The sequence below is a fragment of the Bacillus cereus group sp. BfR-BA-01349 genome (genome assembly GCF_022663795.1).
Taxonomy (GTDB): Bacteria; Bacillota; Bacilli; order Bacillales; family Bacillaceae_G; genus Bacillus_A; species Bacillus_A cereus.
On sequence record NZ_JAKUGE010000040.1, the window covers coordinates 17031 to 42285 of the forward strand.

The window sequence follows — 25255 nt, forward strand, 5'->3', positions numbered from 1 at the left end:
AAGAGATTATACATGTAACAACAAAATAATAGTAGTAAAAAAACAAGGAACCATGTACAGATGACATCGGTTCCTTGTTTGATATATTTATATTTGTTCCGTGTATTTTTTAAAATGATGGAAGGAGTCACAATTAAGAGTTAGCTGTGACATTGCATGCATTGGAATCATGGAACAGGCTTTCTGATGGAATGACTTTGTATGTAATTCCTCCATCAAGCGAGGATTCTAACTTAGCTACCCAGACACCTGGTCCATTATAAGATTCATATTCTATTTTATACAGCTTTCCTTTTTCTAAATATTGAGGATTGCTTGTATAGGATACCTTACTTTGGTTTCTCCATTCATTTATGATTGGGGCAGGTTTATTTGCTGAATCAGCAGGATACACCCAAAGGCGTACACCATCATCCGTTGTCACTTTGAATGAAACCGTATTTTCTTCTGCTAGATAATATCCCTTCCATCTGACGCTATAGTTACTGGTATTAACACTTGGCGCTGGACGTTGTCCTGTTTCACGTCTGATATCAATAACTGGGTCTACTTGTGTATGGACTAATGTATTGAAATTTGTTCCGTTATAATATTGTCCGCGTAATCCATTTTCTACCATTTTCACTTGAACATCGTCAACATATGCTGCTGTCGAAGCATCGCGATTATTTACTTGGAAGAAAGCTTTAATCACGTTTGCTCCTGAATAATCTCCCGGAACCTTCAGATGATGTCGATAATTTTTGTATGATGATGTGAGATCGCGCCATTCTGTAGGTCCACCAATGGAACTGCCATTAATATCTTTAAAGGCCAAAAGAAGTTTTCCAGAACCTTTTGCCCACAGGCTAATAATAAGTTGTTGGTCTTTTTGAGCATTAAATTGGGTGAATCGAGCTGCATCATTGTGGCCACCGGAACTATCTCTAACAGGAATTTCTAAAGCATGATTACCAGAGTGACTATCATGATTTACAATCATGTCTTTACCTGTAGCTCGAAGTAGTATTTTTCCGTTTTCTATTATGTTTCCAGTCGATTCCATTCTTGCTTGTTCGAAAGTGAAGTTTGCTAATTCACCTTGCACGTGTGGTGTAGTAGGTGGTTGAGATAATCTACTTAGTAGTTCTTGAAGGAATTTTGCTAACTCTTCTTGTAAAACCGTTCTAAATGCTTCGCTTGTAATAAGATTATTATTCATTACAATCACTCCTTTAGGAATGAGAATGCTACTCATCACGAGAAATTGAAAATCAGGTATAGATAAAATACGCTGACTATAGATATATATATTCACCAAAAATTATAATATTCCTGCAAAGGGTGTTAGTTTTTTTTGATGTAGGGCTTTATATTATTACAAATAAGATATTTTTAATAATACAGTACGTACATAAATGAAATGTGTTTCATTTCATAAGGAAGCGCTATTGCTTTATTGCTTATGGAATAAAACAAGAAAAAATGTGAAAAGAAAGCTATTTGAAAAGGTTAGGAAATAATTTTTTAAAATCTAAGCTACGTGATTCATCTTGATGAGATATAGAAATCAAATTTTCTTTCAGATTATGTTTTTTTCTGTTTTCATGATAACTACTACCAGCAATAATATCTTCATATTCGCTAATCGTGTTCGAAAGTGCTTTTATGTCTTCATTTTTCTGCGTTATTTCTTTTTTTAATTTGTTGTTCCTTTCATTTAATTTTACATTCTTTTCATATAGTTTGTGCAACGTTTGGTTGAATTGATCAAGAGCCTGTATCAGTTTTTGTGGATGGTTTTCATAGCGCTCAATAATCGATTCAATATTTGGTAAGGGCAAAGCAGAGGTATGGAGGTGCTCAGCGTGTAAAGGACTATTTAATTTTTGTATGTTTTTTTTCATTCTTCTAGACCATACATGTCTTTTTATCCCGGTATGCGCTTCGAGTTGAGAGTAGTTTATTATACCAGGATGCTCCGCTGCGTAAGTAACAAGCACTTTCTTTAGTTCTTCATCCGTAACGGTTTGAGGTCTACCTCTTTTTTTCGTCATGTGTATCACACTCCACTTTTTTGGGGATTTTAGAATTTATCATGGATTGTTGCCATAATAAACAATTCAATTCACTGGCACAAGAAGACAGTTCTTCTTGATCTAGGAGTGAGTAATTGTGATTAGGAATATCATATTTCATTTGGTTAGACAGATATGTTAACAAAGACACTTGTTCTCGTATTTTTCTTTGGAACAGATGTGATATATCATGAAGCCATGTTAGAGCGGCTTGTAATTCCTCTTTTTGTGGATGAAACTGATAAAAAGAACAAAAACGACAGTCACTTCCACAACGTTCAGGAAATTATGGATCTAGGCAATATCCAAATTCTACTGGACGAGCGTCCAGAAACTCTTTTTCTTGATGTAGCTTATAAGATGACAGAATCTTTCTGTTTTCTTTTGTGAAATTTGCATCTGATATGGAGTCTTCTAATGGTTGTAAGCGTCTGTTTTTTTCAGTTAAATTATATACCCATGATTCCGTGAAATATTGTAAGTGTCCCCAGTAACCTTTTTGTTTATCTAACCTTGTATGTCCACCGATTCGAGCGATAGATAGCATGTTAAATCCTTGTAACATCATGTTACAAAACGCAAAATGCCGCGTATCACCTGGATTCAATTTATCCTCACCTGTATAGAGAAATTTTTTTCGCAATATTTCTCTATAAAATTGATCTAATAAAGAATGAAATTGTCGTGTTCTCATATGCTCAAGAGCTGTTTTGGATTTGTTGCCATTTTGCTTTTGATACGCACAATAATAGGAATAACTAATTAAATATGGCGATGTATCCTGTTTTGAAATGAAAGAAAGAAATTTTTGTATATAATTAGCAATGCTTTCGTTTGTTTGCAAGGTATCTGTAATATCTAATTCTCGATTACTGTTTGCTTTTATTTTGGTGCGTGGCACCCGAATATATATGTCTTGGTTTTGGTATCGCACGATACAATCTCTCTTTAATTGTAAAAATTCTTGTGGGCGTAGCGGGATAATCGTAGTAATTTTCCACCACAAAACAAGTGGGTAATACTTTTGGATTTCAAACGGACTCCCAATCGCTAGAAATTCATCTATCTTTTCATTAAAGTACAACACATGTTGATAGTTTGGAAGTGCTCGACTGTGTTGGATATGATTGAGAAAGGGTGTACAAACATCGATAAATCTATCTGCATCATCAATTTGGATAAATGAAAAAAATTGAATCGTATAAGTAGCTAAACAATTCCTTTTTTTATACTGATGTTTTGCGATATATTCTTCTAACTCTGGAAGAGTAGGGAGCTGAAAGCCTCTGCTAACATGAATAACCTCTTTAATAGAGTTAATAACCGTTTGGATATGATGAATCGAAAAATGTTGCTCGAGCAAAGAGATGGCAAAGCATTTCAATGCAAGATTTAGTTTAGGATACATCCCTATATCAAAAGACAATGATCGACAATACCCGAATATGTTTTGTAATGTCCAAATCATATCGTCAAAAGATGAGTGGATTACTGAGCTTAAAGATTTGTGTTTTTGAAATAAAGTTTGATAAATATTTCGTGATTCTTCTGAATCTTGAAATGTCCCTACTTGAAATGAAACTGCATGAACGGATTGACTTGTTGATGAAAATGCTTTTTTACTATGAAAATTCAATGTGTTTTCTCCTTTTTATAAATGTAAGAAAAGATGTTTGGATAAAAGGCATTACAGATGTATGGATGGATTCGTGGTACTTGAAACATACAAAATATAAGGAAACGAATCTATATGTTTGGTTTCGTGAGTTGTAAATATGGTTGTAGTTTCGATAACCATGTTGAAAGTTGTTTATTCGAAAAAAAACTAGAAGTATATTCTTCTCCTAACTCTTCCATAGCCTGATCCAATAAGGATAAGATTTTTAATATATGTAAGGTGTCACGATGCCGTATGGCATCAAATTGTGTTTGTATAATCGAACGAGAGAGTTGGATAACTTCTTCCACCAATGAAATTAAAAAATAAGATTTTGGAATGACATATTGACAAGCTGCACAAGATTGGAAATTAGGATGTTTACAGTTCGGGAACACAAGACACTGTGTGCGTGTACTTTTCCCAGGCATTTCTCCCTTCAAAATTTTATATATGATTTTTTGTATATCCTCTTGTGGCATCTGTAGTACGCGTTGTACAATAGATTGTTTTTCTTGTTGTTGTCGTTGCAAAAAACACGCCACATCTTCTAGTTGAATCGGAGTGAAGTGTTCTTGGTATATTTGAATCAACATGGTGCGTTCGTCAATATTGTGATGGTTAGATGTTTGTGGAAAGGAGAGTTGAATCATAAAATTATATAACCATCCAAAATGTCCGCGATTAAATAGGTTGAGAGATACTCCATCTAATGAGCCATCTGTATTGGTTGCCTGAACATATGCCTCGATTGAATTCGGGTTCGTATGACTTCGTAGGGTAGCGGTTAAAGAGATAGGGATTTCTGGGTGTATATCGGCGTCTGTTACACAATAAAAGAAATGCGTTAATAAACTTCGATTCATTTTTAAACTTTTAAAGGGCGGTAATTCGTTTTGAAACTGAAAAAATTGCGGGAAACGTGCGCTTTTATTTTCGTAGGAATACAGTGATCCAAATAAAGTTTGTTCTTTTTTCTTCTGTCTATGCAATTCACATATGGTAAGAGCGGTTGCTACTGGGATGACTACATCTTGATTGCATAAAAATTGTCCAAGTGAACTATTTTTAGAAATAGGGATGCTACCGCATAAGGTATGATAATCATTAATAAAGTGTTGCGCTTGCGTTTGTGTGAAACGTAAGGTTTGGAAATCTGTGAAAGATTGAATGGGTACATCAGTAAAATGTTTGAAACATGGATTGGGTAATTGTGTTAGGATTGTGTGTTTTCTCCAACCATTTATCATATGCATCATGACAAAAAGCCAAGTTTGTGCATAAGTTTGATTGTGCAGTGCATATGAAATGTGTAACTCGCATTGTTTGGTGTAGCGATAAAACTGTAGAAATGTTGGATAATCATATATTTCATTTGTTGTTCTTTTGGATTTGTATTCAATTTTATATACATTTTGAAAGGTGCAGTTTGTGTGTGTTTGACAATAATTTATAAATTGAACCAAAAGTGATTGGTAGGTCCCTAGAAGATGAGGGGATTCTAGTAGTTTTTCAATTTCTATATCGTCTAGCTTAGGTAACTCTGTTTGCAAATGTGTAATAAGAAAACGTAAGGTATGTACTAGCTGAAAAGTGTATTTGCGAAATCTTTTATCACTGCCATTTATCATGTTGATTTTTTGATATGCAAACGTGTGAAATAGCTGAAGTGTTGTAGGGATGTTTCCGTTTAACGGTAACTCTTTCACTTCTGTATGATAATGAGAGATAGCACGAACAGATTTATCTGACTGTAATCCGTTCTTTACTTCTTCTACTTGCTTTCGATATACGTATATGTCTTCTTTCATCGTAGTGAATTCCACAGCATCAACGATGCTTATCGTTCCATCCTTGATCAAGGTATCTAATTCTTGTATGTCAATATCTAATGATTCTGCTGCTTCTTGCTTGCATATGCAATGTACTGAGAGGTAATAGCATTCTTTTAACCATTCTAAATGTTCTTTTGGGATGTGCCCCTCATCTTTTTTAGCCGTTTTGATGTATGGAATCCGGTTCTTTTGAATGATAGAAAGAACCTCAGTCTCCTTACTGGCTAAAAGTGAAGCGCATTCCTGAATAGAAATTAGTTCAGCATATGCTTGTTCGGAAGCTTGATATAGGAGAATGTCTTGTTTTGGGATCAAGAATTTTTTATGGTAATGATGAAAATAAGCATTCGGAAACTTCGTTCCGTGAATGAACTTTCGAATTGTGGTAGTGGATTTTGATAAATAATCTGCTGCTTCTTGTACAGTAAAGACTTCATTTGGAATCGCAATGGTCTGTTCATATATGATAATGTCTGACAGGGGAATATAATAAATTCCTTGATGTAAAATAGAATTCGAAAAAAATGTTCCTTTGTGGATTTCTTTTCGAATAAATGTGGGATGTTTAGATAATCGATTTGCAGCCTCTGTTACGGTTATATAATTCTTCAAGAGAATATCTGAATAGATTTTCATGTTTAGTTACTCCTTTTGTGATGGTAGACGCCGCATTTAAAATGTTAAATCAGAATCTACGAATAATTTATTCAAGTATGTTTCTAAATTCTGTTTCATTCGATTTGTTTGTGCCATATAGGTAAGAGAAGATGTAAGATGATCATCGCCTCTTAATAACATAATATCTTGTGGGTGTTTGGCGTTTTCAGCAATTAAATTTGTGAAAATACCTCTGCCAATATGAGAAGACCAAGATGTATGTTGTAAAGAGATTGCAGCGAGCTGGTCATGTGCATGTTCTGATTGTTGTAGATAGGATAAAAAAGCATCTTTTGTTTTTTGAAAATAATATCGATAACTATTGCCAGTCATCGGTTTGCCGTGTTTATTTAGGAATACCGCACCATTTGTCGAATGTGATTTATAGGTTGTTTGATGGGATTTGTATAATTCTTGTAGCCAATTTCGGAATCCTAATACCAATTGTTCACGTTCTTTTTTTACATAGTTCGTTCCCGCACGATCTTTGATATCAGTGCGGTTTAAACGATGTTGTACATGAAGAAGTATTCCATCTTGACCGAATGGTCCAATCGTTTTGATATCCGCATAGGTAAGATTCACTACCTCTCCAATGCGAAGTCCACCAAATATTTGCATATACACCCCTAGTGCAATGGGGTTCGCGACATGAAAAGCGAGTTCTAAAAAACGCAAAATATATGTGTGTGGTATGTTATGTTCCATTGTTTTTTTCTTAGTAGGTAGAATTACATTTGAAAATAAAGGAGAGGAAAAAGTATGCTTTTTATTTTCAAAGGGATGATTTACGATACTGGCATTAGGAATGACTGCCATCCCTTGCTTAGACAGATAGATAAAAAAATGGGTGACTGTTCGTTGATAACTTAAGAGCGTAGCTCTTGATTTTTTTTGTAGAGCAAGTTGATTTAAAAAATCAGAACCACAATTTACGTGTAAATCTTTAAAGGAATGCAAGCGATATTTTTTTCTGTTACCAAGTAAAAAATTGAGAAATACAACAAGATTTTGTGCGTGTACTTTCATTGTATTATAGGATTTGTGTTTCCAATTATCAAAAATAAAAGCGGTGATTGGATGAATAATCGGATGACTCGTACGAGTGTTCTTTAAAGCAATCGTGGCATGTTGTTTACGGAAAACATGTTGTGTAGTAGGATGTTCAAAAGAAATCCAAATAGGATGCATGACAAAGGATATAGAAGATATATTGTTTGAATGAATCGGAATAATATTTTCTTGTCTTGATTTATGCTTTTGAGAAGTCAAAATCTATCCCTCCTGTCTAATTTTATTGTGTAAAAAAGAATGTATAAAAATATAAGAAAAGCATAACAAAAGAATTATTAATGTACAATAGGAAGAGAGTTGAGAAATAGAAAATGGGAGTGAGCAAGTAAAATTAGGGAAAAGACGTGGATAAAAAATGTACAATGCATTATTGTACATTTTTTATTAGATAAGGAACAGAGGCCGCTCGCTCGTCAATCATAGAAAACATATTCGCTAAGGGATACATTATTTGTAAAAATAATGTGGTTTATCCTACACCAAAGGCTACGATGCTTATTGAAGCATTAGGAAGAGAGTCTATAATTGCTTCTCCTATTATGACAGCAAGATGGGAACAAGCTTTAAAGGCTATTGCAGAGGGTGATTATGATTATAATCATTTTATAAAACAGTCTAAAGAATTGGCAAAAAAACTATGTGAGTCTATAGGGTTAAGGTCAAAAACATGGAATTTTGACGCTGAGATTGCTCAAATAGAAGAAATGAAGAAAATTGGTGAGTGTCCTAATTGTGGTTCAGATATTGTAGAACACGAAAAATTTTATGGCTGTAGGGGTTATTCAGAAAAACAATGTAGCTTTTCTGTCCAAAAAGTTATTGCTAAGAAAAAAATATCTTCTGCTCAAGTTAAAAAATTATTAAAAGATAAAAAGACAGATATAATTAAAGGCTTTAAATCAAGTAAAGGTGAAAAAACGTTCGATACATTTTTATATTATGATTCTGAGAAAAAATGTATAGATTGGGGGTTTAATCAAGTCGGAAATGATAATAAGCCACCAAGTAAAGATACTGGATTCAAATGTCCATTGTGTAAGAATAACTTAGTAGAGCATCAAAAATTTATAGGTTGTAGTGGTTATAAAAACGGATGTGAATTTAAAATCTCTAAAAACATATGCGGTGTAAATTTGACATCTACTCATATTGAAGAACTAGTTAATAATGGTGAAACTAGTATGATTGATGGGTTCGTGTTTAAGGACAAAACTTTTAGAAAAGCACTATGCGTTATCGATGGTAAAGTTATGTTTAAAAAATAGTTCATTGCAATTCCGAAAGGTTCTTTTCTTATTCAAGATGTCTTAATAAAGACTTTTTATGGTGAAGAACCTTTTATGAAAATACAATGTTAGATTTGGCTCTTATAGAATAAGAAGAGGATTGAGAATAATGGAAAAATATACAGTTGATTTTGAATTCTGTAATGGTAACTTGAGTTTTGTTGTAAACACAAATCATATATTTATGGTGGAGAATAACGATAAAAAGAAAGAGTGGGAAACTTTTTATGAAGGGGAAATCTCTAGATGCTTATCCCTCTATTATCATAAGGAAACCGAAGAAATTCTTATTGCTATTATCAAGAATGATTATTTTGATGAAGCTTGGATAACTGAATTTCAGTATTATGATGAAAGTAAAGGAGGATATTTGAATTTTGGTGGATTACATCCGGTTCAAAATCCAAAATGTGAAACAAAGGTTTCAAAAGAACAGTTTATAAAAATATTAAAAGAGGAATACAAAGAGTATTTGGAACTACATGACATCCTCACTTTTGAATCAATCGCGTATGGTGTCAATCCTGCCCTAATCAGCACCAAAGAAATGGTAAGTAAAAGCGTAATTGGGGATAGATGGGTAAATGAAGAAGGAATAGCTGTAGAACATACTGTAGAAGGTTTGAAATGGGAAAAGACAAATCACTTATTCACGAATGAAATTACTAAAGAACTAAATGGTAATGAGGCGGAAGTAATGAAATGGATTCCGAAAATGAGTGAATGTAGAAAAGGTTTGCATGTTATGGGATTCCCTAAAGAAAAAATTAATTATTGGACTGAAAAACAGTGTGAAGAAGAATTTAATATTGCAATGGAAAATAGTGATGTTGTAGAGATGTTGTAATCGTTTCACGTAAGTTGTTCGCTCGTAAATTATTATCAATAAGAATGCATTTTATACAGCACAGAATAAAAATATTAAGAAATGGAGTTTGGGTATTATGAAACAAACATTTGTGGAGAAATTTGTTGCAAATAAAGGTTTACCAAATGAGGAATTTAGTCTTAAAATTCCAGATAATACTACATTATCAATTGATCTAAAAACTACTTTAGATAGGATCCAAAAAGAAGGATTAAATACGGAAGTAAAAAAGGTCCTAAAAAAAGGAGCATTTCGTAATGCGAGTGCTGAAATTTGCTTGAGGGTTTTTGAAGGAGCTGCACAAAGATTTTTAATTAAGGACTTTAATAATGAGTTAGCTGATAAAATAATCCAGTTGTTAGAGAAAGTACATACGCGTAAAAATACAGTGTATTTAGCTGTAGCAAATGGAAATGGAAAAGAAGAATTTGAAGTGAAATTTAAGAATAATGACCAACTTCTTACACCATACTCATTAATTAATCAAGAAACACAAAATAGTTTAATGTTTACTAAAAGGGAATTAATAGAATATTTAATGACCAAAGATATAAGGGAAGTATTGTAGGGGAATACGCTTTTTATTTTAGACAATAGATAATAAGAGGAGGACGTTCTATGGAAGAAGCAGTAATTTTAAAGTCTTATCGAAATGAATTCGCTAAGAAAATAATTAAATTATCAACAGCAACTACATCAGTACAACCCTTTTGGACTGAGTATTGTGAAAGTTTCTTATCCATCTTGAGTTTGTATATAATAAATGAAAAAACTTGTTCAAATAAGAAAAACGAAATTTCTTTTCATGAGTTATTGTATAGTTCATATTCCCTATTAAATGAATGCAAATCATGGGATATGTTAAATCAAAAATTCAAATTAGCAATAAGTACTGAATTTAAGGAAATCTTTAATGAGGATGCATTCTTTTATACTAGTATTGGTTGGGAGGAAAGTGAAAATAATAAAAGGGCAATTGTAATGGCAGAAGCTAAAAAACGATTATCATTTGTAATAAATTTAATTTAGATTACTAGTAAACTAAATTAAATAGCTATGGACTTCATATTATATGGAGTCTCTTTTTTTATTAAAGAATTCAGGTTAAAATATTTCATAAATGATTATTGTAATGTGAAAGTAGGTGAGATTGTATGAACTATCAAAAAGTTAGATTAAAGGATTATAATGAATACTTATTAAACAAAGGATATAAGAAAGGAACAGTAGATAGATATATAAAGGAATTAATACTGTATTTTGAGTCCGTAAAACAGCCACTCTCTCAAGAAACGTATACTCGTTACTTAAATGAACTTACTTCAAAAATGAAAATCTCTTCTGTTAAACGCATTCAGTCGGTTTTAAATAATTTTTATAATTTTCTCTATGGTACCAAGCTTGAAATAATAATTTATGATCAAATGCAGCATCAAACGATAGAGTTTATTTCAAAAGACGATTTTTTGAAATTAATTAATTCTATTGAAACCTCTTCTAATTATAGTGGCGAGAAAGAGTATAAAATAAAAAAAATATTATTGGACAGGAATATAACCATAATAGTATTAATGGGTAAATATGGTTTTTCTTTAAGTGAAATTACAGAGTTAAATATGAATCAAATTAACTTCCATAAGTGTTATATTTCATTAGCAAATCAAACGATTCATATTTCACGGGAAGATATGGATCGTTTATATCGATACTATATGTCTATTCCAAGTGTATTAAGGCCATTTCGGGATGCCTCTAAACCTGTATTTGTTTCTTTTGACAATATTCGAATGACTTACAGTTGGAGTTATGAAAATGATGAACCTAAAAGATTAACTGATAAGGCAATACAAAAGCTAGTAAAGAAAGAAGCACGATATGCAGGAATACCTGCAATATCTGCCCAACGTTTAAGAAATACTGCTATTATCGAAAGCTTAAAACAAGGAAAAACTCCAGAAGAAATAAAGAAAGAATTTAGATTAACCAGTGTTCATGCAGTAAACCGATATAGAAGAGCAATAAAAAATAAAGAGTGATAAAATAGCTTAATAGGAACGTTACATAGAATTTTAGTTTAAAAATATTAGTGGAAGGAGGAGTTTTATGAGAAAAAATCAATCAAAAGAACCTGTTTTATTAATTGGGTTACATCGTGATTCTGAACAAGGGAAATTTAATGAATTAATGAAATTTAGAAAAGAACAAGATCATGTTGTACATATACCTAAATACCCCAGTGAAATATTTTTATTTAAAAAAGAAGAAAGAATGAACTAGCATAGAGTATTTGTATTAAATATATTCTCTAAATACTATTTTAATTTTAAATTGTAATTAATGTTAAAGGGAGTGTTATATCCGTATAATACTCCCTTTTTATATTTGCTAATTATTGTATACCGTAAGTATAAAAGAATCCCTCACAACGGCATTTTAAACGTTGTATAGGTATCTTACTCACTTATTTACAATCTTGCGAAGTTTTTCACTTCATCTCCTCCAAAATGAAAAGCATCCACTATCTGAATACTTCATGTTATTATGATTAAGTTGTATTAATTCAGATTGAAATGTAGGTGAAACAAATGGAAAGTAAAGAACCTAAACAAGAATACGATCTAAGTAAAATATACACATACAAAGAGTTTCCCGATAAGATTAGTGGTCGTTGTGATAATTGTGGCAATACATCATTCAAAAGTTCCGTTAAAGATTTCATCTTTTTGAGAGAATGTCGTCAATGTGGTATGAAGAAAATTATATAGCCCTATCCAGGGTTTTTTCTTTATAAAATAAAAAAGCATCCTAATCAGATGCTTTTTGCTTATGCTATTGAAACAGGCGCATGTATGTAATTAGATAATTCCAGCATTTTTAAGGAATTTCATTTCCTTTTCGTATGTATTACAAGTATATTTAATTTCAAATAAAGGTATATTTTGTGACTCAGCATAAACACGTTTTAATTTGTCATTCTCTACTTGATACTCATATTGTGAAACTCCACCGAACTCATCTACAGGCTTATAATGCTGTTCACCTTGACACTCAATAAGACATTTAATGCTATTATCTAAATCGAGAACAGCAAAATCATAACGCAACAAGTTCTTTTGCCCTACACCATATAAGTCTTGAAACTCAACTTCAACTCTATATGCAACATTATTTTCTTTCAGTATTTTTATAGTTCGCCATTGAAATGATGAAATGTTATGACAGTCACAATAAGCATCACAATAATATCCATCTTTCGCTCTAGGTCCATATTTCCTTATCTTTATCTCAAAATCTGATGACTTAAATTTATGTTCTTTACCGCACAGATAACAACGACATTTATATAACTTAAATACTTTAACTGTACCAGCTCCATTTTTCCGTTTATCTTGCACAAGAATTTTCCCCTCATAATTTTCATCAATACATTCTAATACTTCTAATGATTCATGCGTAGTATTAGAATAATCAATATCATAACTTTCATCTTTTTTTCTAGGATATGAGGCTATCCTTTTAGCTATCCTTTTTCTCTCACGGTCTTGTTTTAATCCACACTTTTCTCCACAATCCAGCCATCTTTTTATTCTTAATAAAGTAGCTGCATCTAAATATCTTATTTTTCCGCATCTACACTGATATTGGTATTTCTTGTAAGACTTCCAATTTTGTATCGTTTTATCATAAACATCTACAGAATCAAAATTATTCCCACTAATTTTTTCCCCATTTATAAACCTTTGCTTTTTTTGTTCTAGGTCTGCAATTTTCTTTTTAGCAACTTCTTCTAGATATACTTCAAAACCACCGATTATGGTAAGACATCCACGTTTCGTTCCAATAGGCAATACGCTGTCCATGTATTTCAAGCCTCCCCGTTTTATAAAATATACACTAACGATCTATCAAATACTTATGTATTATATAACATCCATTTACCATCTTTCTCTTGTAATGCATTAAATTGCTTAGCGTATATTTTCGTTAAAATGTTGGCGGTACGCCAATTACTTCAAAAATTCCTATTAGAATCTAAGGTTAAAATGATTATAATGCATGGTAGGATTTCAATGGGATAGGTAAGTAATTATCATTAACCCTATTGTAAATCGAAGAATTAAAAAAACAGATATAGGAGGTTTACATGAAAGGAGAATTATTAATTTAGATTTAGATAATCTTATTTGAATTCATGTATTCAATCAAAGGAGAGTAAAGGTGAATACCTATTGGAATACAAAGGTTATTACAAGCATATTGCCTCTCCTTACAAACAAGTTTCCAAGTAAAAAGGAGGAGGGGTATTGAATGTTAAATTAGAAGATCCAACTTCTATACAACTAAAACAACTAAATTTAGGTTTATATAAATTTAATCTAGATCGTTATTTAGTATTGAAAGTATATATATGGGTTGAGTTACTTAATGAGAGAATAATACCTATTAAATGGTACCTTCCCAGTCAAGAGGGTACAAATGTTGAAATTGAATTTGCTCATGCTTCTGATGATTTATTTATTGCAAAACTGCAATTGAAAGATTATATAAGGGATTTACAAAAAAATCATAATATATTCTTACTTACAAATTTCTAATAGATATTATGGACAAATTTAAGAAATTATTTTATGAGTTTTGGTGGTGAATTATGAAACTATTAAAGAAGGGTATATTTAAGAATAAGAAATTTAAGTATGGATTGTTTGGTATCTTAATTGTATTAGCAATAGCGTTGGTACTTTATCTGGAAAATTTATCTTCTGAAAAAGAAGATTTGAGATCTAAAGGAGGACCTCCACAGATTACAAAAAGCGAAAAGGAACTAATGACAAAATTTATGACTGATTTCTTTACGTTTTTAAATAATAATGAAATTCCAAAGGCTCAGGCTGTTTCTAAGGTTGAAATTAATGAAATTCACCCAGCTAAAAAGGAATATCCAGATGAAACTATTACGGCTCCTAATTCGTATTCTATTAGTAAAATAGGAGAGACTAAGTTTAAAGTGGTAGGTTCCGAAAAAATTAAAAACGATAACGAGACAATTGGTAAACGTAAGAGTACATACGTAATAGAGGAATTAAATTCGAAGTACTATATTACCAAATTTAAATATGAATTTGAAAAAGAAATGCTGGAACCGGAAATCAAATTAATTAAGCAACATGCCCTGCTATATACTCCTTCACATGGGAAAGTAGAATTAATAGGAGAAATTATCGATCCCCAACAAAAAAGGTTTAATGTGGCAATAAAGTATAAAGGGTCCCAACCGGAACAATTTATACACACATTCGCTTCAATTGGAGATTCTCAAACAGGTAACAATTTAAATTTACTTTATGGAATAAGTGATAATGGGGTCAAATTGTTTGCTGACCAAACTGAAGTTAGAAAATATAAAGATGATGTCGTTGTTATATTTAGTGGAGATGCAAAAGAGGAAAAAAGTCTATCCCGTATAGATTATATTAGTTCAGATTCATTAAATAAGGTAATAAGTGGAGATATACAATTAGATAAAGATCAAGTTAAACAATTAAATGATTATGCCCCAGTAAATTTAATTGGTAAAGATGAAAAAAATCTTATAACAATCCCAGAACAGAATCATTTAAACATCGACATAAAACCAGATTTTAATAAAGAGACAGCTGCTACAACTATTCACTTGGATTCTATTGTTTATGACAATATAAAAGGAATGGTTGTAAAAGGGTACGCAATTAACAAGAGTGACTTAGTATTAAACTTTGATGAATCTACGCAAGAAAAACAAAAAGTGGATCAGTTGAAAGTATATTCTCCATATCAATTTGAGATGATTAAGTTTGATGATGACAGTGTTTACGAAAAGAACTTATATCAACACATTAATTCTGCATTTGTATTACGAAGCAAAGTAAAATTAACTGAGGATGATAGTGTTGTTAAATTTAATCTATTTAATGTACCTTTCTGTATAGACCTAAAAACGGGTAAAGAATTACCTATAGATGCTAATGAATTCAAATCATTAGAAGGACCAGCTAATTTCAATCAATAAAATAGTTTAAAGAATACATTGATACCGATATAACTAGCATACTTAATACAATAAAGATTTTTCATTTATGGTAGAAACGTCATTACAAAATAATCTGTATTAGTTGAATAGATGTCTAAATTACAAGTGATGTGAAATCAAAAAGCTCCAAATTTTAATAAGTGTTAAGATTATTTTGTAAGTTAACGATATACTCCAACATATTATTAAATGTTGGAGTATATCAAAAAAAGTTAAAGTGATTTTATAAAATGCATTATTTCGTTGAAAAGATAAAGGAGGTGGTTTCATGAAACCTTTTGAGGTATTTCCATTTATTTTTTTGGGTGCTGGACTTTTATTTATATTGATGATAGTGCTTGTAAATGTGCTTTTTCTGGCTCTTGAAATAGAATTATCTGACCCCTTGAAATTTGCATTACCTGGAATGATTACGAGTCTAATTATGTTAGGTGTTTTAAATTTTTTATAATAAGTAGTTTATGTATGTAATAAACTACTTATTATAAAAAGATATTTAAATATAAGGTGGTTAAGAAGTGAATAGTTACAAATTGTGGTTATACTGTGATGAAGAATTTAAGCATACAGAATTAGCAGAAACTCCAGGTAAAGCGAAGTACCAATTTTATAAGTACTTACAAGATGGGATTTGGGAAACGGATTTTAAAACATTTTTGAAATATGTGAGATGTAGAAAGGTAAGAAGAGCCGATATTACATGTATGTTAGGTGATAAAAAGCAGTTTGAACGTATGTGCGAGTTGAGAAAAATCAAATTCGCTTATCAAGGCATGAAAATTGAAGTATGTGGTCAAGTTGGAATCATTGTTGGAAGTACATCAGGATTAAATTTACAGGTAGCTTATTATAGTGATCCTTGGACTTCATATAATTGTCATCCATATTACGAAACAGTTTATTACGATAAAAAAGGAAACGTAGTGGCTGATTATCGTAAAGAAATAGCAACAGTTTAATCGAAAAGAGGATGGATATGAGAGCATATCAGGTAAGTGATGGTGAGTATTCACGAATATTCTTTGCTGAAACAGCAGGACAAGCTAGAAATTTTGGGAAGTGTGAGTTCGGTATTGATTTTATTGATGTAGAAGTCAGAAGAGCTAAATGGGCTGATCAATATAAACATGAAAACTCAATTCCAAAACAAGTTTATTTAGAGAATGGCTGGTGGTGGGAATGCAGTTGTGGAACACCACAATATGAAGAAAGCGCGATTGTTATTAGAGATATGGTGTATTGCGAGAATTGTAAGGAAAAAGCAGATATTCAAAAGAGCAGCTAGTAAAAACTAACTGCTCAGATCAAAAATGAAAATCTAGATGCATAGATAGTATATGACAAGTTATCGGTTATATTCAAGGAGGGATGGGTATGGATATGAGAAAAGTTAAAGATTTTACAGGCAAGGTTGGAACAGAGTTTATGAGCTTTTTAATTGAAGGGGATAAATTGCATAGTGCCTATTATTCAAAGGTAGAAGTCATTATGGAAGATGACGCAAAGAAGATGACCTGCATTAAGGATGATACAGCATTGAAAGGAATTGCTGAAGGGCATACAAGAGCTGAAGCAATTAAAAAAGCAAAGGATTTCCTAAAGAGACAGAAAGAAAAACAAAGAGCAGCCAGCAAAAGCTAACTTCTCCTCCAATCATTAAATGTGGATAATGGGTTGGCTATAGAAATGAAGGAAAATAGCGTTTTTAAAAGGGGGAAAAGAGGAAATGAAGAAATTCGGGAGTGCATTCTTCATAGTAAATGCTCTAATAGCGTATTTATTCGCCGTGTTGATTTATACAGATATTATTCCTGTGACAAAAGAAATAGTAACCATGTTATTAATTGTTGTAGGTTCATGCTTCCTTAGTTTTAGTACGAATGTAGGTGATGATTAATGGAAAAGAAAATGGTTCCGATAGCATCTTATGGATGGAATGCAGAAAAACAATATGTAGAGTTGCAATTGTTAATAAATGAAGAAATATATGTAATGCCAGTATATGAAAAAGATATAAAAGGTATGGAAACTTGGTTTTGGTTAAAGAAACATAATTTAATAAAATAATACTTTTTAATACTTTTCAAGAGGTGAGATGAGTGGAAAAAAGAGAAATGACAATTATAAAAAAAGAAGGTGAAGGCATGAATAAGCCCCTTGAATATGAAAAGTTTTCAAAGGACAGAAGAAATTTAATGTTAAAAGGTATTGATAATTTATATGATGCTTTGGATAGGAAATACTTGGTCTTGATTGGGGATTTAAGAAGCGAAAAAAGTAAGTGGTTATTTAAGTGTAAAGAGTTCATTGCTGCTACAAGTAAGGAAATGGAGAATATATATAAGATCCAACAAGAATTGCTATATTTTAAGGTCGAAATAGCAGAGCATCGTCTTACAAAAGAAAGATATAAAAATTTCATCCAGTTTGTAAGCAGTTTAGATTAAGAATTTCTTGATACAGTAGAATAACGATTGAAAAGTGAAACGAAACCAGTTTAATGCAATTTGAAATTTAAGCAGAAGTAGATGTGAAAATGGTTTGACATATTTTTATATCTGCTGTTGTTTCATTTGTTACTTGTACATAAGCGTTACTATAAATATTGTCCTAGAGGAGATTGTTTAATGAGAAATAGAAAATTTTTTATGAAATTGTCATGTGTTATAACATTTTTTATGGTAGGAGGATGCTCTAGTTTTAACACATCTAATAAAGAATTAACAGTACAAAATTCTGTTGATACTAAATCAGAATTACAAAAAGAAAACGATAATTTAAATTCAAGATTTCAGGCAATAAAGCTTGATAAATATACACTTGTCTTAATTGATAAACAAACAAAAGTACAATATTTAAAAGTAGTTCGAAATGCAGGATTTGATGGAGGACTAGACATTGTACCTTTATACCAAGCGAATGGTAAACCATATGTAGGTGATGAAGTAAAAGATAATCGTTTTTCCATACAAAAAATAGATAAACATACTTTTATTATCACTGATGAAGAAACAAAAGTTCAATATTTAAAGGTAGTTCGAAATGGAGGATTTGATGGTGGAGTTGTAATAAAACCTTTATTAAATACAGAAGGAGGATTACTTACAACTCAATAAAAGGGGAATTCGTAATAAAAGAATTTATTAGATTTCTTGAATATAGTATTATTATTTGAATTTTATTACATAAGCAGGTGAGAAGATGCATGATTTTTATAAGTTAAATATTGATATGAAAGCCAATAGAACAATGGAAAAACCATATGAGATTCATATTGAAATTCATTATTTTAATAAAGAATTTCAAATGAGAATCCAAAATTTAGTTGAAAAATATAGACCAGCTTTTGAAATTAGATCTAAAAACTTCATTGTAAAACATTTACAAAAGAATAAGGTTAATATAAATCTTGTTAGTTATAGAAATAAGGAATATAAGGCTGTTATGACAGGTGATAACTCTTATTTATATAACTTAAACTACTTTAATTTCCAAAGCGGTTATTTTTCATTTTCAGAACGTAATGCGCCCGAAGAAACAATGTATAAAATGAAAGAGATTATTAATGGAACTTTAAATAAAGAAGCATTGATATTTCAACAGATATTTTAATGGAATTTGAATTTTATAGAAATTTAGGTGTGAGAATGAAATTTAATGAAAGCTTTATAAAATTTTTAGTATTAATTGGTTCGGGTGTATTAGCTTGGCTTCTATTTGAGTATTACATGTTAAATTTTTAATACAAAATTACAATGTATTTTTCTCTAGATGATATTGAATACGGTATGTAGGAATAATGATGTTGTTTTAGTATAAATTATAGAAACTTTATTATGTAGCTATTAAATATAAGACGCATAATACGTAACAAAGGAGATTAAACAATATGAAGATTTATGTATACACTATAAAAAATAGGATAACTGGGGTTGTTTTTGTTGAACATGAGTGGGAAGTAACGTGTCGTTTAGCAGATTACTATAGTTCAACGGAAGATGAATTAATTGCAAATGGAGGATTAACTTATAGAGAAATAGATAATTTAGAACAACTTCGTGATCTATCAAATAATACAGATGTAATTGCTTTTATGTAATCTGTATTTCAAAGATTAAATATCTATTTTCATTTATATAAAATAAGAAGGGATATGTATAATGAGTAAATCTAATGAAAAAACCAATATACATTTCGTAATGTCTTTTGCAATTATTTTAATATCAATTGTAATAGGATTATCTATATTCCCAGGAATAAAATCATCAATAGCTGAATTTCAAATGGAAGAAGAGACATTAGAAAAGGGTAAGCTAGTAAACGCAAAGGTTATTGATAAAAAATTTATAGAAGGTGATGCAGGAATTCCTGCTATGGGTGTTCCAGGTTCTCCAGCTAAATATCTGCTAACGTTATATGCAACTGATCAAACGCAAGTAGTAGACGTAAAAAACAATTTCTTTAAAAAGATAGACGTAGGTGATGAAATTAAGGCTTATGAATACAAAGATCATCTATCATTAGAACAGGATAAGAGAAAAAGTGGGTGGGATTAAGAAAAAGGAGGATCTAAAAAGTGAATATATACAAGATAATTTTTTTAATACTTTTAGTGTCTGTTATACTGATGATTTTTCCTTCGATACTTATAAAAATCAAACATATTAAGAGGCTTAATAGTAAAAAGAAACCATTTAAACATAGTTCATCTAATGCTAAAAATGTAAAAGTAAATAAAAATGAAAATCTTGTATATGTTATTAATCGATGCAAGGTTAATTATAGTAAAGAAGATAGAGAAATAATGAATCGAATTTTCAACCAAAATAGGACCGTTTCTATTAATTCTAGTTCAAAACATTTCACTGATTCAGTTAAGACTAAGAAGGAGAATTCTATACAATTTAATAATGATTCCACTAATTCTACTAATACTAAAAGCGGTACAGACGTTGCTTTAGATATAGCGTTAGGTGTTGCTGTTATTTCTGCTACAGATCAGGTAAGTAACTTATCTATAATTACCAGTCCAGACTGTGGCCAGACTGTTGATGTAGGACCAGATTGTGGTGGATATTAATGACGTACAAAATCAGTTTTTAGATTAACGAACTATCTTGGAAGTACACTATTATGTATTTTAATATGAAAGGACGATTTGAAATGCTAATGAAGGAAATATTTCCTAGATTGCTTATGTTATTGTTTATTGGTGTAGTTATATATGACATTTATCTTTACCCAGAACAAAAGTTATTTTATGGGGTTTTGGCTTTCTTTTCATTTTTCTTTTTTGGGGATATAATACTTACACTATTTTACAATCGATTAGGTGATGAAAAGTCAGAGGGGGAGTTTTAGTAATAAATTACAAAAATATGGAAATTAAATTGGTCTACAACCAATAGATTGAAAAAGAGATAATAAAGGGGGAATCCCTTATTATCTCTTTTCTAGTTAAAAATGTTATGTTTAAGATTGTTCTCCAGATTTAGCCCTCACGTACTCGTAGTTAACTAACTCTAACCAATCCTTAAAATTAGGTACTAAAGGTTCCGTGCCATAATAGAAAGAATATGAGGTACGCTCACTTGCTCTTCCGCAGAATAATGTGTAGTTCTGTTTTTTTGTAAGACTACTATTATAGCAAACACCATCATAACCCTTTAATCTGATGTATTCTGATAAAATTTGCGTTGGTATATATTCAATTGGAGCAGTTTCTTTATCAACTGGATTAGAAATTTCCTCACAAAATAATTCTAAGAAATCTCTTGCCCAATTCATATCGTGATTATAATCCTCAGAGAATATTGAGTGAGATGTCACGTTTGGAACAGTACTCAAATCAATGAGTTTTAGATTACGTTTAGTTTGAAATTGCCCAAATACTACATTGTCTGTTTCTAAGGCCCTTATTTCTTTAATACAAGTGTCTTTATCTTCAGCCCCATAAAAATATGAGATTCCATCGGGATTCATACGAAAAGATTTTGCATAGTCAGCTGGTGGAGGACCACACTCTAAGGTTTGTTCATAAATATCTTCAAATGGTCCATCTGAATTAGGACGCGCCCTCCAAATTAAAGTCCCTGATTTAAGCTCTATCTCCATTTTTTCGAAAAAATCATCGAATACTGACAACATACTTTCTCTAGAATCATTTCTATTCATATCAAAAAAGCGATTTCCATGTTTAACTGTTTCTTTAAATTCAGCCCATGTGATATAAAACCCATTGTTATCTGGGGCATAAAAACTATCTCTAAGAACAACTTGGGCATCACCACTTTCAAATATATCAACTTCTCCTTGTGTAATAGCTCGATATGAAGGGGCGCTAGCTTTAAATACATCCTTAATGAGTTTTTCACACATATCGTTGCTGTCTATTTTTGAAGAAAAAATACACATTGAATAGCGTAGTAACTCAGTGATTGATTCAGCATTTTCTTCGTGTAAATGGAATGGAATGAAATCTGTTGTAGCATTAACATAGGCTTTTGAAAGAGAAGCACGAATAAATTCGCCCATTTCTTCTATGTCCATAACAGATAAATTGCGACTCTTGCAGTAATTACAGTTTCCATGATCTCCATAGCTTTCTATGTACTCACGTATATGTTTATTATCAAAACAATTTATACAACAAAACATACTATCACCCTTCTTTTCGTTCTTTAGATTATTTAAATCGACATTACCACTTTTATGTATATAAAGTTGACCTTAGAGGGGGGATTCAAGCATTTTATATGTACTACGATTGAACTTAGTAAATATTCTCTCTGAATAAGCATATCCAAAGGGATTAAATGGTGCAAGTATAGAATAAAATTCAATTCTTTGTTATATCCAAATAAATGATGTGTTATTGAAATAAATCTTAGCATAAAAAAGTCCTATTTTTTATAAAAATACAAACATAAAGAACGTAGGTTCGTGTATAATAAGAGCAGAACAAATGTTCTTTATAGGAGGATTCAAGATGTATGACTATTCTATTTTGCCGAATCGTATTATTTTATGTGTAGATCTTCGTAGCTTTTATGCATCAGTGAGTTGCATCAAAATGGGATTGGATCCACTTCACACAAAGTTAGCTGTAGTTGGTGATGTTAATAGAAATGGTTCAATTGTTCTTGCTGCAACGCCACCATTAAAAGCATTAGGTGTAAAGAAGATGGCAAGAGCCTACGAGATCCCTCGTAGAAAAGACATACTTGTGGTAAATCCAATTATGAGTACTTACATAAAATGCTCCAATTTCATCACGAGATTAGCTTTACAGTACGTTCCTATTGAGGATTTTCACCAATATTCCATCGATGAGTTTTTTATGGATATTACGGACAGTATTCATTTATTTGCTAACGATCCGTATGAGTTCGCCTTGAAATTCAAACGTGAGATATATGAAAAGACACGAATTGAATGCACGGTAGGAATTGGGCCTAACCCTTTAATGAGTAAGGTGGCTTTAGATGTGGAAGCAAAGAAAACGAAAGATTGCATAGCATACTGGAAGTACGAAGATGTACCCATAAAATTATGGCCAATACGACCACTAAGTAAATTTTGGGGGATCTCTGACAAAACAGAAGCGAAACTAAACCGTAAAGGAATCCATTCAATAGGTGATTTAGCGCAATACCCACTTAAGTACTTAAAACAAAGCTTTGGCATTATTGGAGAAGAACTTCATTTGCATAGCAACGGGATTGATTTTAGTCGTATTTCTGAGAAATATGTTCCTGCTACAACTTCTATTGGTAAAAGCCAAATACTCATGCGGGATTACTCGATTGAAGAAGTACAGGTAGTATTGTTAGAGCATATAGAAGAGGTATGTTATCGATTAAGAAGAGAAAGAAAATTAACGCAAACAATACATTTCTCAGTTGGCTATAGCCGAGATTATAGTGGAGGAATTAAAAAGACCTGTACACTACCACGCCCAACTTGCTTGACAATGGATATTTACGCGGTTTGCATGCGATTTTTACATAGATTATATACGGGGGAACCCATTCGAAGTATCTCTATATCTTTTACTAATTTAATGAATGGTGGGGAGGAGCAACTTTCTCTATTTGATAATGTTGAAACAAGGGAAAAAGAAATGAAACTTGCATATGTTATGGATGAAATTAGATCGAAATTTGGTAAGAACAGCATATTAAGGGGAATTTCTTATTGTGATGTAAGTACAGCTAGGGACAGAAATATGTTATTAGGGGGGCATAAAGCGTGATGAATTCCCAAATACCAAAAGGAAGAAAAATGGTCAAGTGGCAAGCCTTTGCTAGTTTGCCGGAGCAGTTTCAGGGCATTAATGAAATTTTCAAGGAACAAAGCAAAATAAAGAAACCAATCTTGGATCAGCAGCAATTAGAGCAGATTGGCCAAGTATTAGAAAAGTCTTTATTTATGGAAGAAGAAGTACATATACTATATTACCGAAATGGTTATATACATAACGAAATGGTGACAGTAATAAAAATAGATCAATATAAAAGAGAAGTAATTACAACCGATGCTTTTCGAAATCGTTGTATATTTGGTATAGATGAAATTATTGATTGTTATTTAGCTTGTTGAAGCGAAAGAAATACACCAGGTACTAAAAAAGAGTGGTAATCAAAGAACAAGTTTTTGGTTAATTGCATGATTTGATTGTACTTAAATTTTTAAGCAGTTATTTTTCAAATAACGTATAATGAGTTAACTATTATTATTAAATTAAGGCTGTTTTTGTACATTTTTTCTAAAACACAAAAATATATATGACAACAGCCTTAATTTAATATTGTACATTTTTATGTTCGTTTGATTAAGTAGTATGTGTCGTAAATTAGATTCAAGAGTTTATTATGATTCACACTTAATATGAGATAGAATAGGTTCTAAATTAACCTTAAAATTGTATTATCAATATATAATTAAAACGTTATGAAGGAGAAAAAGAATGACAATTAGTATTAAGTAAACGGGACCTACTTGTGGAATTTATGCCATGTTAAATGGTTTATACAACTTAAATAAGATTAAGAGTGTTACTAAGAAACAGACTGATGATGTAGTTTGTAATTTATTAAGGGAAAATGTAATAACAAAAAGAGGTATTGCTATTAATGGTAATACATTTTTAGGAGAATTTTTCGATTTAAATTTGTATAGATTGTTTCTAGATAATAATTGGGAGATATTCAATCAAGCAACTGGATGTGAAGATATAAAATATGATGTAAGTATAAAGAACATAAAACATCTAAATTCTAAAGAGTTAATTATGAAGTTACAACAGAATAAGTGTTTTGTACTTTTTAGTTTATGTACATATAAACGTCTTACAAAGAATCATATAATTTCTCATTGGGTTTCTATAGTTGGTTATGATAATAAAACTAGTAAATATATTGTAGTAGATAGTCTAAAAGGGAAGATCAAGAAATACTCTTTGGAGCGATTATGTCAAGGGAATAACCGGCTGCAAGATGCTCAGTTTCAATGGGAAAATTTTAAAATCGGTAAATTCCAATATTGGGAACACCCCTGGGGATTGCACCCTGTTAAGAAGCATGTAAAAGAACAACATGACAAGAAAAAGGAGTATTTAAAAGAGGGGATTATTAAGCATGAAGTACCTCATACTCCAGGGAAAATGATAGTGATTGAAAAATTATGAGCGCTAAGAGATTATTCTGGGTTATACAGAAATTGCAGCTGGTCATATGGTTAGTGGAGCAATAGT

Annotated in this window: 31 protein-coding genes and 1 pseudogene; 25 read left to right on the plus strand and 7 right to left on the minus strand. The window is 31.3% G+C overall.

The annotated features are described in order from the left end of the window. Positions 1-133 precede the first annotated feature (133 nt). The 5 genes from MR169_RS20015 to MR169_RS20035 form a co-directional block, all read right to left on the minus strand. Entirely contained in the window at positions 134-1201 is a 1068-nt protein-coding gene (locus MR169_RS20015; RefSeq protein ID WP_242319905.1) for a PA14 domain-containing protein, read from the minus strand. Between the two features lie 277 nt (positions 1202-1478). Then, the gene (locus tag MR169_RS20020; protein WP_242319906.1) at positions 1479-2036 is read right to left on the minus strand and encodes a hypothetical protein; all 558 of its coding nucleotides are present in this window, start codon (positions 2034-2036) and stop codon (positions 1479-1481) included. 307 nt (positions 2037-2343) lie between these two features. After that, the gene (locus MR169_RS20025) at positions 2344-3693 is read right to left on the minus strand and encodes a site-specific integrase (protein ID WP_242319907.1); all 1350 of its coding nucleotides are present in this window, start codon (positions 3691-3693) and stop codon (positions 2344-2346) included. A gap of 110 nt (positions 3694-3803) precedes the next feature. Beyond that, the gene (locus MR169_RS20030; RefSeq protein ID WP_242319908.1) at positions 3804-6185 is read right to left on the minus strand and encodes a helix-turn-helix domain-containing protein; all 2382 of its coding nucleotides are present in this window, start codon (positions 6183-6185) and stop codon (positions 3804-3806) included. Between the two features lie 36 nt (positions 6186-6221). Then, positions 6222-7478 (minus strand): site-specific integrase, encoded by a 1257-nt coding sequence (locus MR169_RS20035; RefSeq protein WP_242319909.1) that lies wholly within the window; start codon positions 7476-7478, stop codon positions 6222-6224. 206 nt (positions 7479-7684) lie between these two features. On the opposite strand from MR169_RS20035, the pseudogene MR169_RS28235 reads away from it, so the two are divergent. The 8 genes and pseudogenes from MR169_RS28235 to MR169_RS20070 form a co-directional block, all read left to right on the plus strand. Then, positions 7685-7876: pseudogene (locus MR169_RS28235) on the plus strand (DNA topoisomerase); the annotation flags it as partial. Positions 7877-7984: 108 nt separating this feature from the next. After that, complete coding sequence (locus MR169_RS20040; RefSeq protein ID WP_255846509.1) at positions 7985-8545, plus strand: topoisomerase C-terminal repeat-containing protein; 561 nt, start codon at positions 7985-7987, stop codon at positions 8543-8545. Positions 8546-8675: 130 nt separating this feature from the next. Continuing rightward, a complete protein-coding gene (locus tag MR169_RS20045; protein ID WP_242319910.1) occupies positions 8676-9413 on the plus strand; it encodes a hypothetical protein in 738 nt (245 codons plus the stop codon). A 97-nt stretch (positions 9414-9510) separates the two neighbouring features. Beyond that, on the plus strand, positions 9511-10002 hold the full coding sequence (locus MR169_RS20050) for a hypothetical protein (protein ID WP_098282046.1): 492 nt from the start codon (positions 9511-9513) through the stop codon (positions 10000-10002). A 50-nt stretch (positions 10003-10052) separates the two neighbouring features. Then, a complete protein-coding gene (locus MR169_RS20055; protein WP_242319911.1) occupies positions 10053-10463 on the plus strand; it encodes a hypothetical protein in 411 nt (136 codons plus the stop codon). 125 nt (positions 10464-10588) lie between these two features. After that, entirely contained in the window at positions 10589-11470 is an 882-nt protein-coding gene (locus tag MR169_RS20060; protein WP_242319912.1) for a site-specific integrase, read from the plus strand. Between the two features lie 67 nt (positions 11471-11537). Then, positions 11538-11711, plus strand: coding sequence for a hypothetical protein (locus MR169_RS20065; RefSeq protein WP_001230905.1), 174 nt, complete (start codon positions 11538-11540; stop codon positions 11709-11711). 308 nt (positions 11712-12019) lie between these two features. After that, on the plus strand, positions 12020-12199 hold the full coding sequence (locus MR169_RS20070; RefSeq protein WP_000444005.1) for a DUF8096 family protein: 180 nt from the start codon (positions 12020-12022) through the stop codon (positions 12197-12199). A 90-nt stretch (positions 12200-12289) separates the two neighbouring features. Here the strand turns inward: MR169_RS20070 and MR169_RS20075 are convergent, their stop codons facing one another. Beyond that, positions 12290-13294 (minus strand): hypothetical protein, encoded by a 1005-nt coding sequence (locus MR169_RS20075; protein WP_242319913.1) that lies wholly within the window; start codon positions 13292-13294, stop codon positions 12290-12292. 444 nt (positions 13295-13738) lie between these two features. On the opposite strand from MR169_RS20075, the gene MR169_RS20080 reads away from it, so the two are divergent. The 14 genes from MR169_RS20080 (at position 13739) to MR169_RS20145 (ending at position 20581) form a co-directional block, all read left to right on the plus strand. Then, positions 13739-14029, plus strand: a complete 291-nt coding sequence (locus MR169_RS20080) for a hypothetical protein (RefSeq protein WP_001101292.1) — start codon at positions 13739-13741, stop codon at positions 14027-14029. A gap of 53 nt (positions 14030-14082) precedes the next feature. Next, the gene (locus tag MR169_RS20085; RefSeq protein WP_242300778.1) at positions 14083-15480 is read left to right on the plus strand and encodes a hypothetical protein; all 1398 of its coding nucleotides are present in this window, start codon (positions 14083-14085) and stop codon (positions 15478-15480) included. Between the two features lie 289 nt (positions 15481-15769). Continuing rightward, complete coding sequence (locus MR169_RS20090) at positions 15770-15952, plus strand: hypothetical protein (protein ID WP_000801983.1); 183 nt, start codon at positions 15770-15772, stop codon at positions 15950-15952. 67 nt (positions 15953-16019) lie between these two features. Beyond that, the gene (locus MR169_RS20095; RefSeq protein ID WP_242319914.1) at positions 16020-16460 is read left to right on the plus strand and encodes a hypothetical protein; all 441 of its coding nucleotides are present in this window, start codon (positions 16020-16022) and stop codon (positions 16458-16460) included. 17 nt (positions 16461-16477) lie between these two features. After that, positions 16478-16786, plus strand: coding sequence for a hypothetical protein (locus MR169_RS20100; RefSeq protein WP_242319915.1), 309 nt, complete (start codon positions 16478-16480; stop codon positions 16784-16786). A gap of 89 nt (positions 16787-16875) precedes the next feature. Next, a complete protein-coding gene (locus MR169_RS20105; protein WP_242319916.1) occupies positions 16876-17142 on the plus strand; it encodes a hypothetical protein in 267 nt (88 codons plus the stop codon). An 85-nt stretch (positions 17143-17227) separates the two neighbouring features. Continuing rightward, positions 17228-17398 (plus strand): hypothetical protein, encoded by a 171-nt coding sequence (locus MR169_RS20110; protein ID WP_000713400.1) that lies wholly within the window; start codon positions 17228-17230, stop codon positions 17396-17398. After that, the gene (locus tag MR169_RS20115) at positions 17398-17568 is read left to right on the plus strand and encodes a hypothetical protein (RefSeq protein ID WP_000412497.1); all 171 of its coding nucleotides are present in this window, start codon (positions 17398-17400) and stop codon (positions 17566-17568) included. The genes MR169_RS20110 and MR169_RS20115 overlap by 1 nt, the downstream gene beginning before the upstream one ends. A gap of 32 nt (positions 17569-17600) precedes the next feature. Then, positions 17601-17948 (plus strand): hypothetical protein, encoded by a 348-nt coding sequence (locus tag MR169_RS20120; RefSeq protein WP_242300780.1) that lies wholly within the window; start codon positions 17601-17603, stop codon positions 17946-17948. A gap of 180 nt (positions 17949-18128) precedes the next feature. Continuing rightward, on the plus strand, positions 18129-18617 hold the full coding sequence (locus MR169_RS20125; RefSeq protein WP_242319917.1) for a hypothetical protein: 489 nt from the start codon (positions 18129-18131) through the stop codon (positions 18615-18617). Positions 18618-18702: 85 nt separating this feature from the next. Beyond that, positions 18703-19113 (plus strand): hypothetical protein, encoded by a 411-nt coding sequence (locus tag MR169_RS20130; RefSeq protein ID WP_242319918.1) that lies wholly within the window; start codon positions 18703-18705, stop codon positions 19111-19113. 277 nt (positions 19114-19390) lie between these two features. Beyond that, complete coding sequence (locus tag MR169_RS20135) at positions 19391-19600, plus strand: hypothetical protein (RefSeq protein WP_242319919.1); 210 nt, start codon at positions 19391-19393, stop codon at positions 19598-19600. Positions 19601-19661: 61 nt separating this feature from the next. Beyond that, positions 19662-20057: a hypothetical protein gene (locus MR169_RS20140; protein WP_242319920.1), complete on the plus strand. Its 396-nt coding sequence runs from the start codon at positions 19662-19664 to the stop codon at positions 20055-20057. Between the two features lie 20 nt (positions 20058-20077). Then, positions 20078-20581: a hypothetical protein gene (locus tag MR169_RS20145; RefSeq protein ID WP_098523962.1), complete on the plus strand. Its 504-nt coding sequence runs from the start codon at positions 20078-20080 to the stop codon at positions 20579-20581. A 392-nt stretch (positions 20582-20973) separates the two neighbouring features. Here the strand turns inward: MR169_RS20145 and MR169_RS20150 are convergent, their stop codons facing one another. After that, positions 20974-22158, minus strand: a complete 1185-nt coding sequence (locus MR169_RS20150; RefSeq protein ID WP_255846508.1) for an RES family NAD+ phosphorylase — start codon at positions 22156-22158, stop codon at positions 20974-20976. Positions 22159-22489: 331 nt separating this feature from the next. On the opposite strand from MR169_RS20150, the gene MR169_RS20155 reads away from it, so the two are divergent. From MR169_RS20155 to MR169_RS20165, 3 genes are all read left to right on the plus strand, one after another. Further along, a complete protein-coding gene (locus MR169_RS20155; protein ID WP_242319922.1) occupies positions 22490-23755 on the plus strand; it encodes a Y-family DNA polymerase in 1266 nt (421 codons plus the stop codon). Continuing rightward, entirely contained in the window at positions 23755-24102 is a 348-nt protein-coding gene (locus MR169_RS20160; protein WP_255846513.1) for a YolD-like family protein, read from the plus strand. The genes MR169_RS20155 and MR169_RS20160 overlap by 1 nt, the downstream gene beginning before the upstream one ends. A gap of 415 nt (positions 24103-24517) precedes the next feature. Then, positions 24518-25189: a hypothetical protein gene (locus tag MR169_RS20165; protein ID WP_242319924.1), complete on the plus strand. Its 672-nt coding sequence runs from the start codon at positions 24518-24520 to the stop codon at positions 25187-25189. Positions 25190-25255 lie beyond the last annotated feature (66 nt).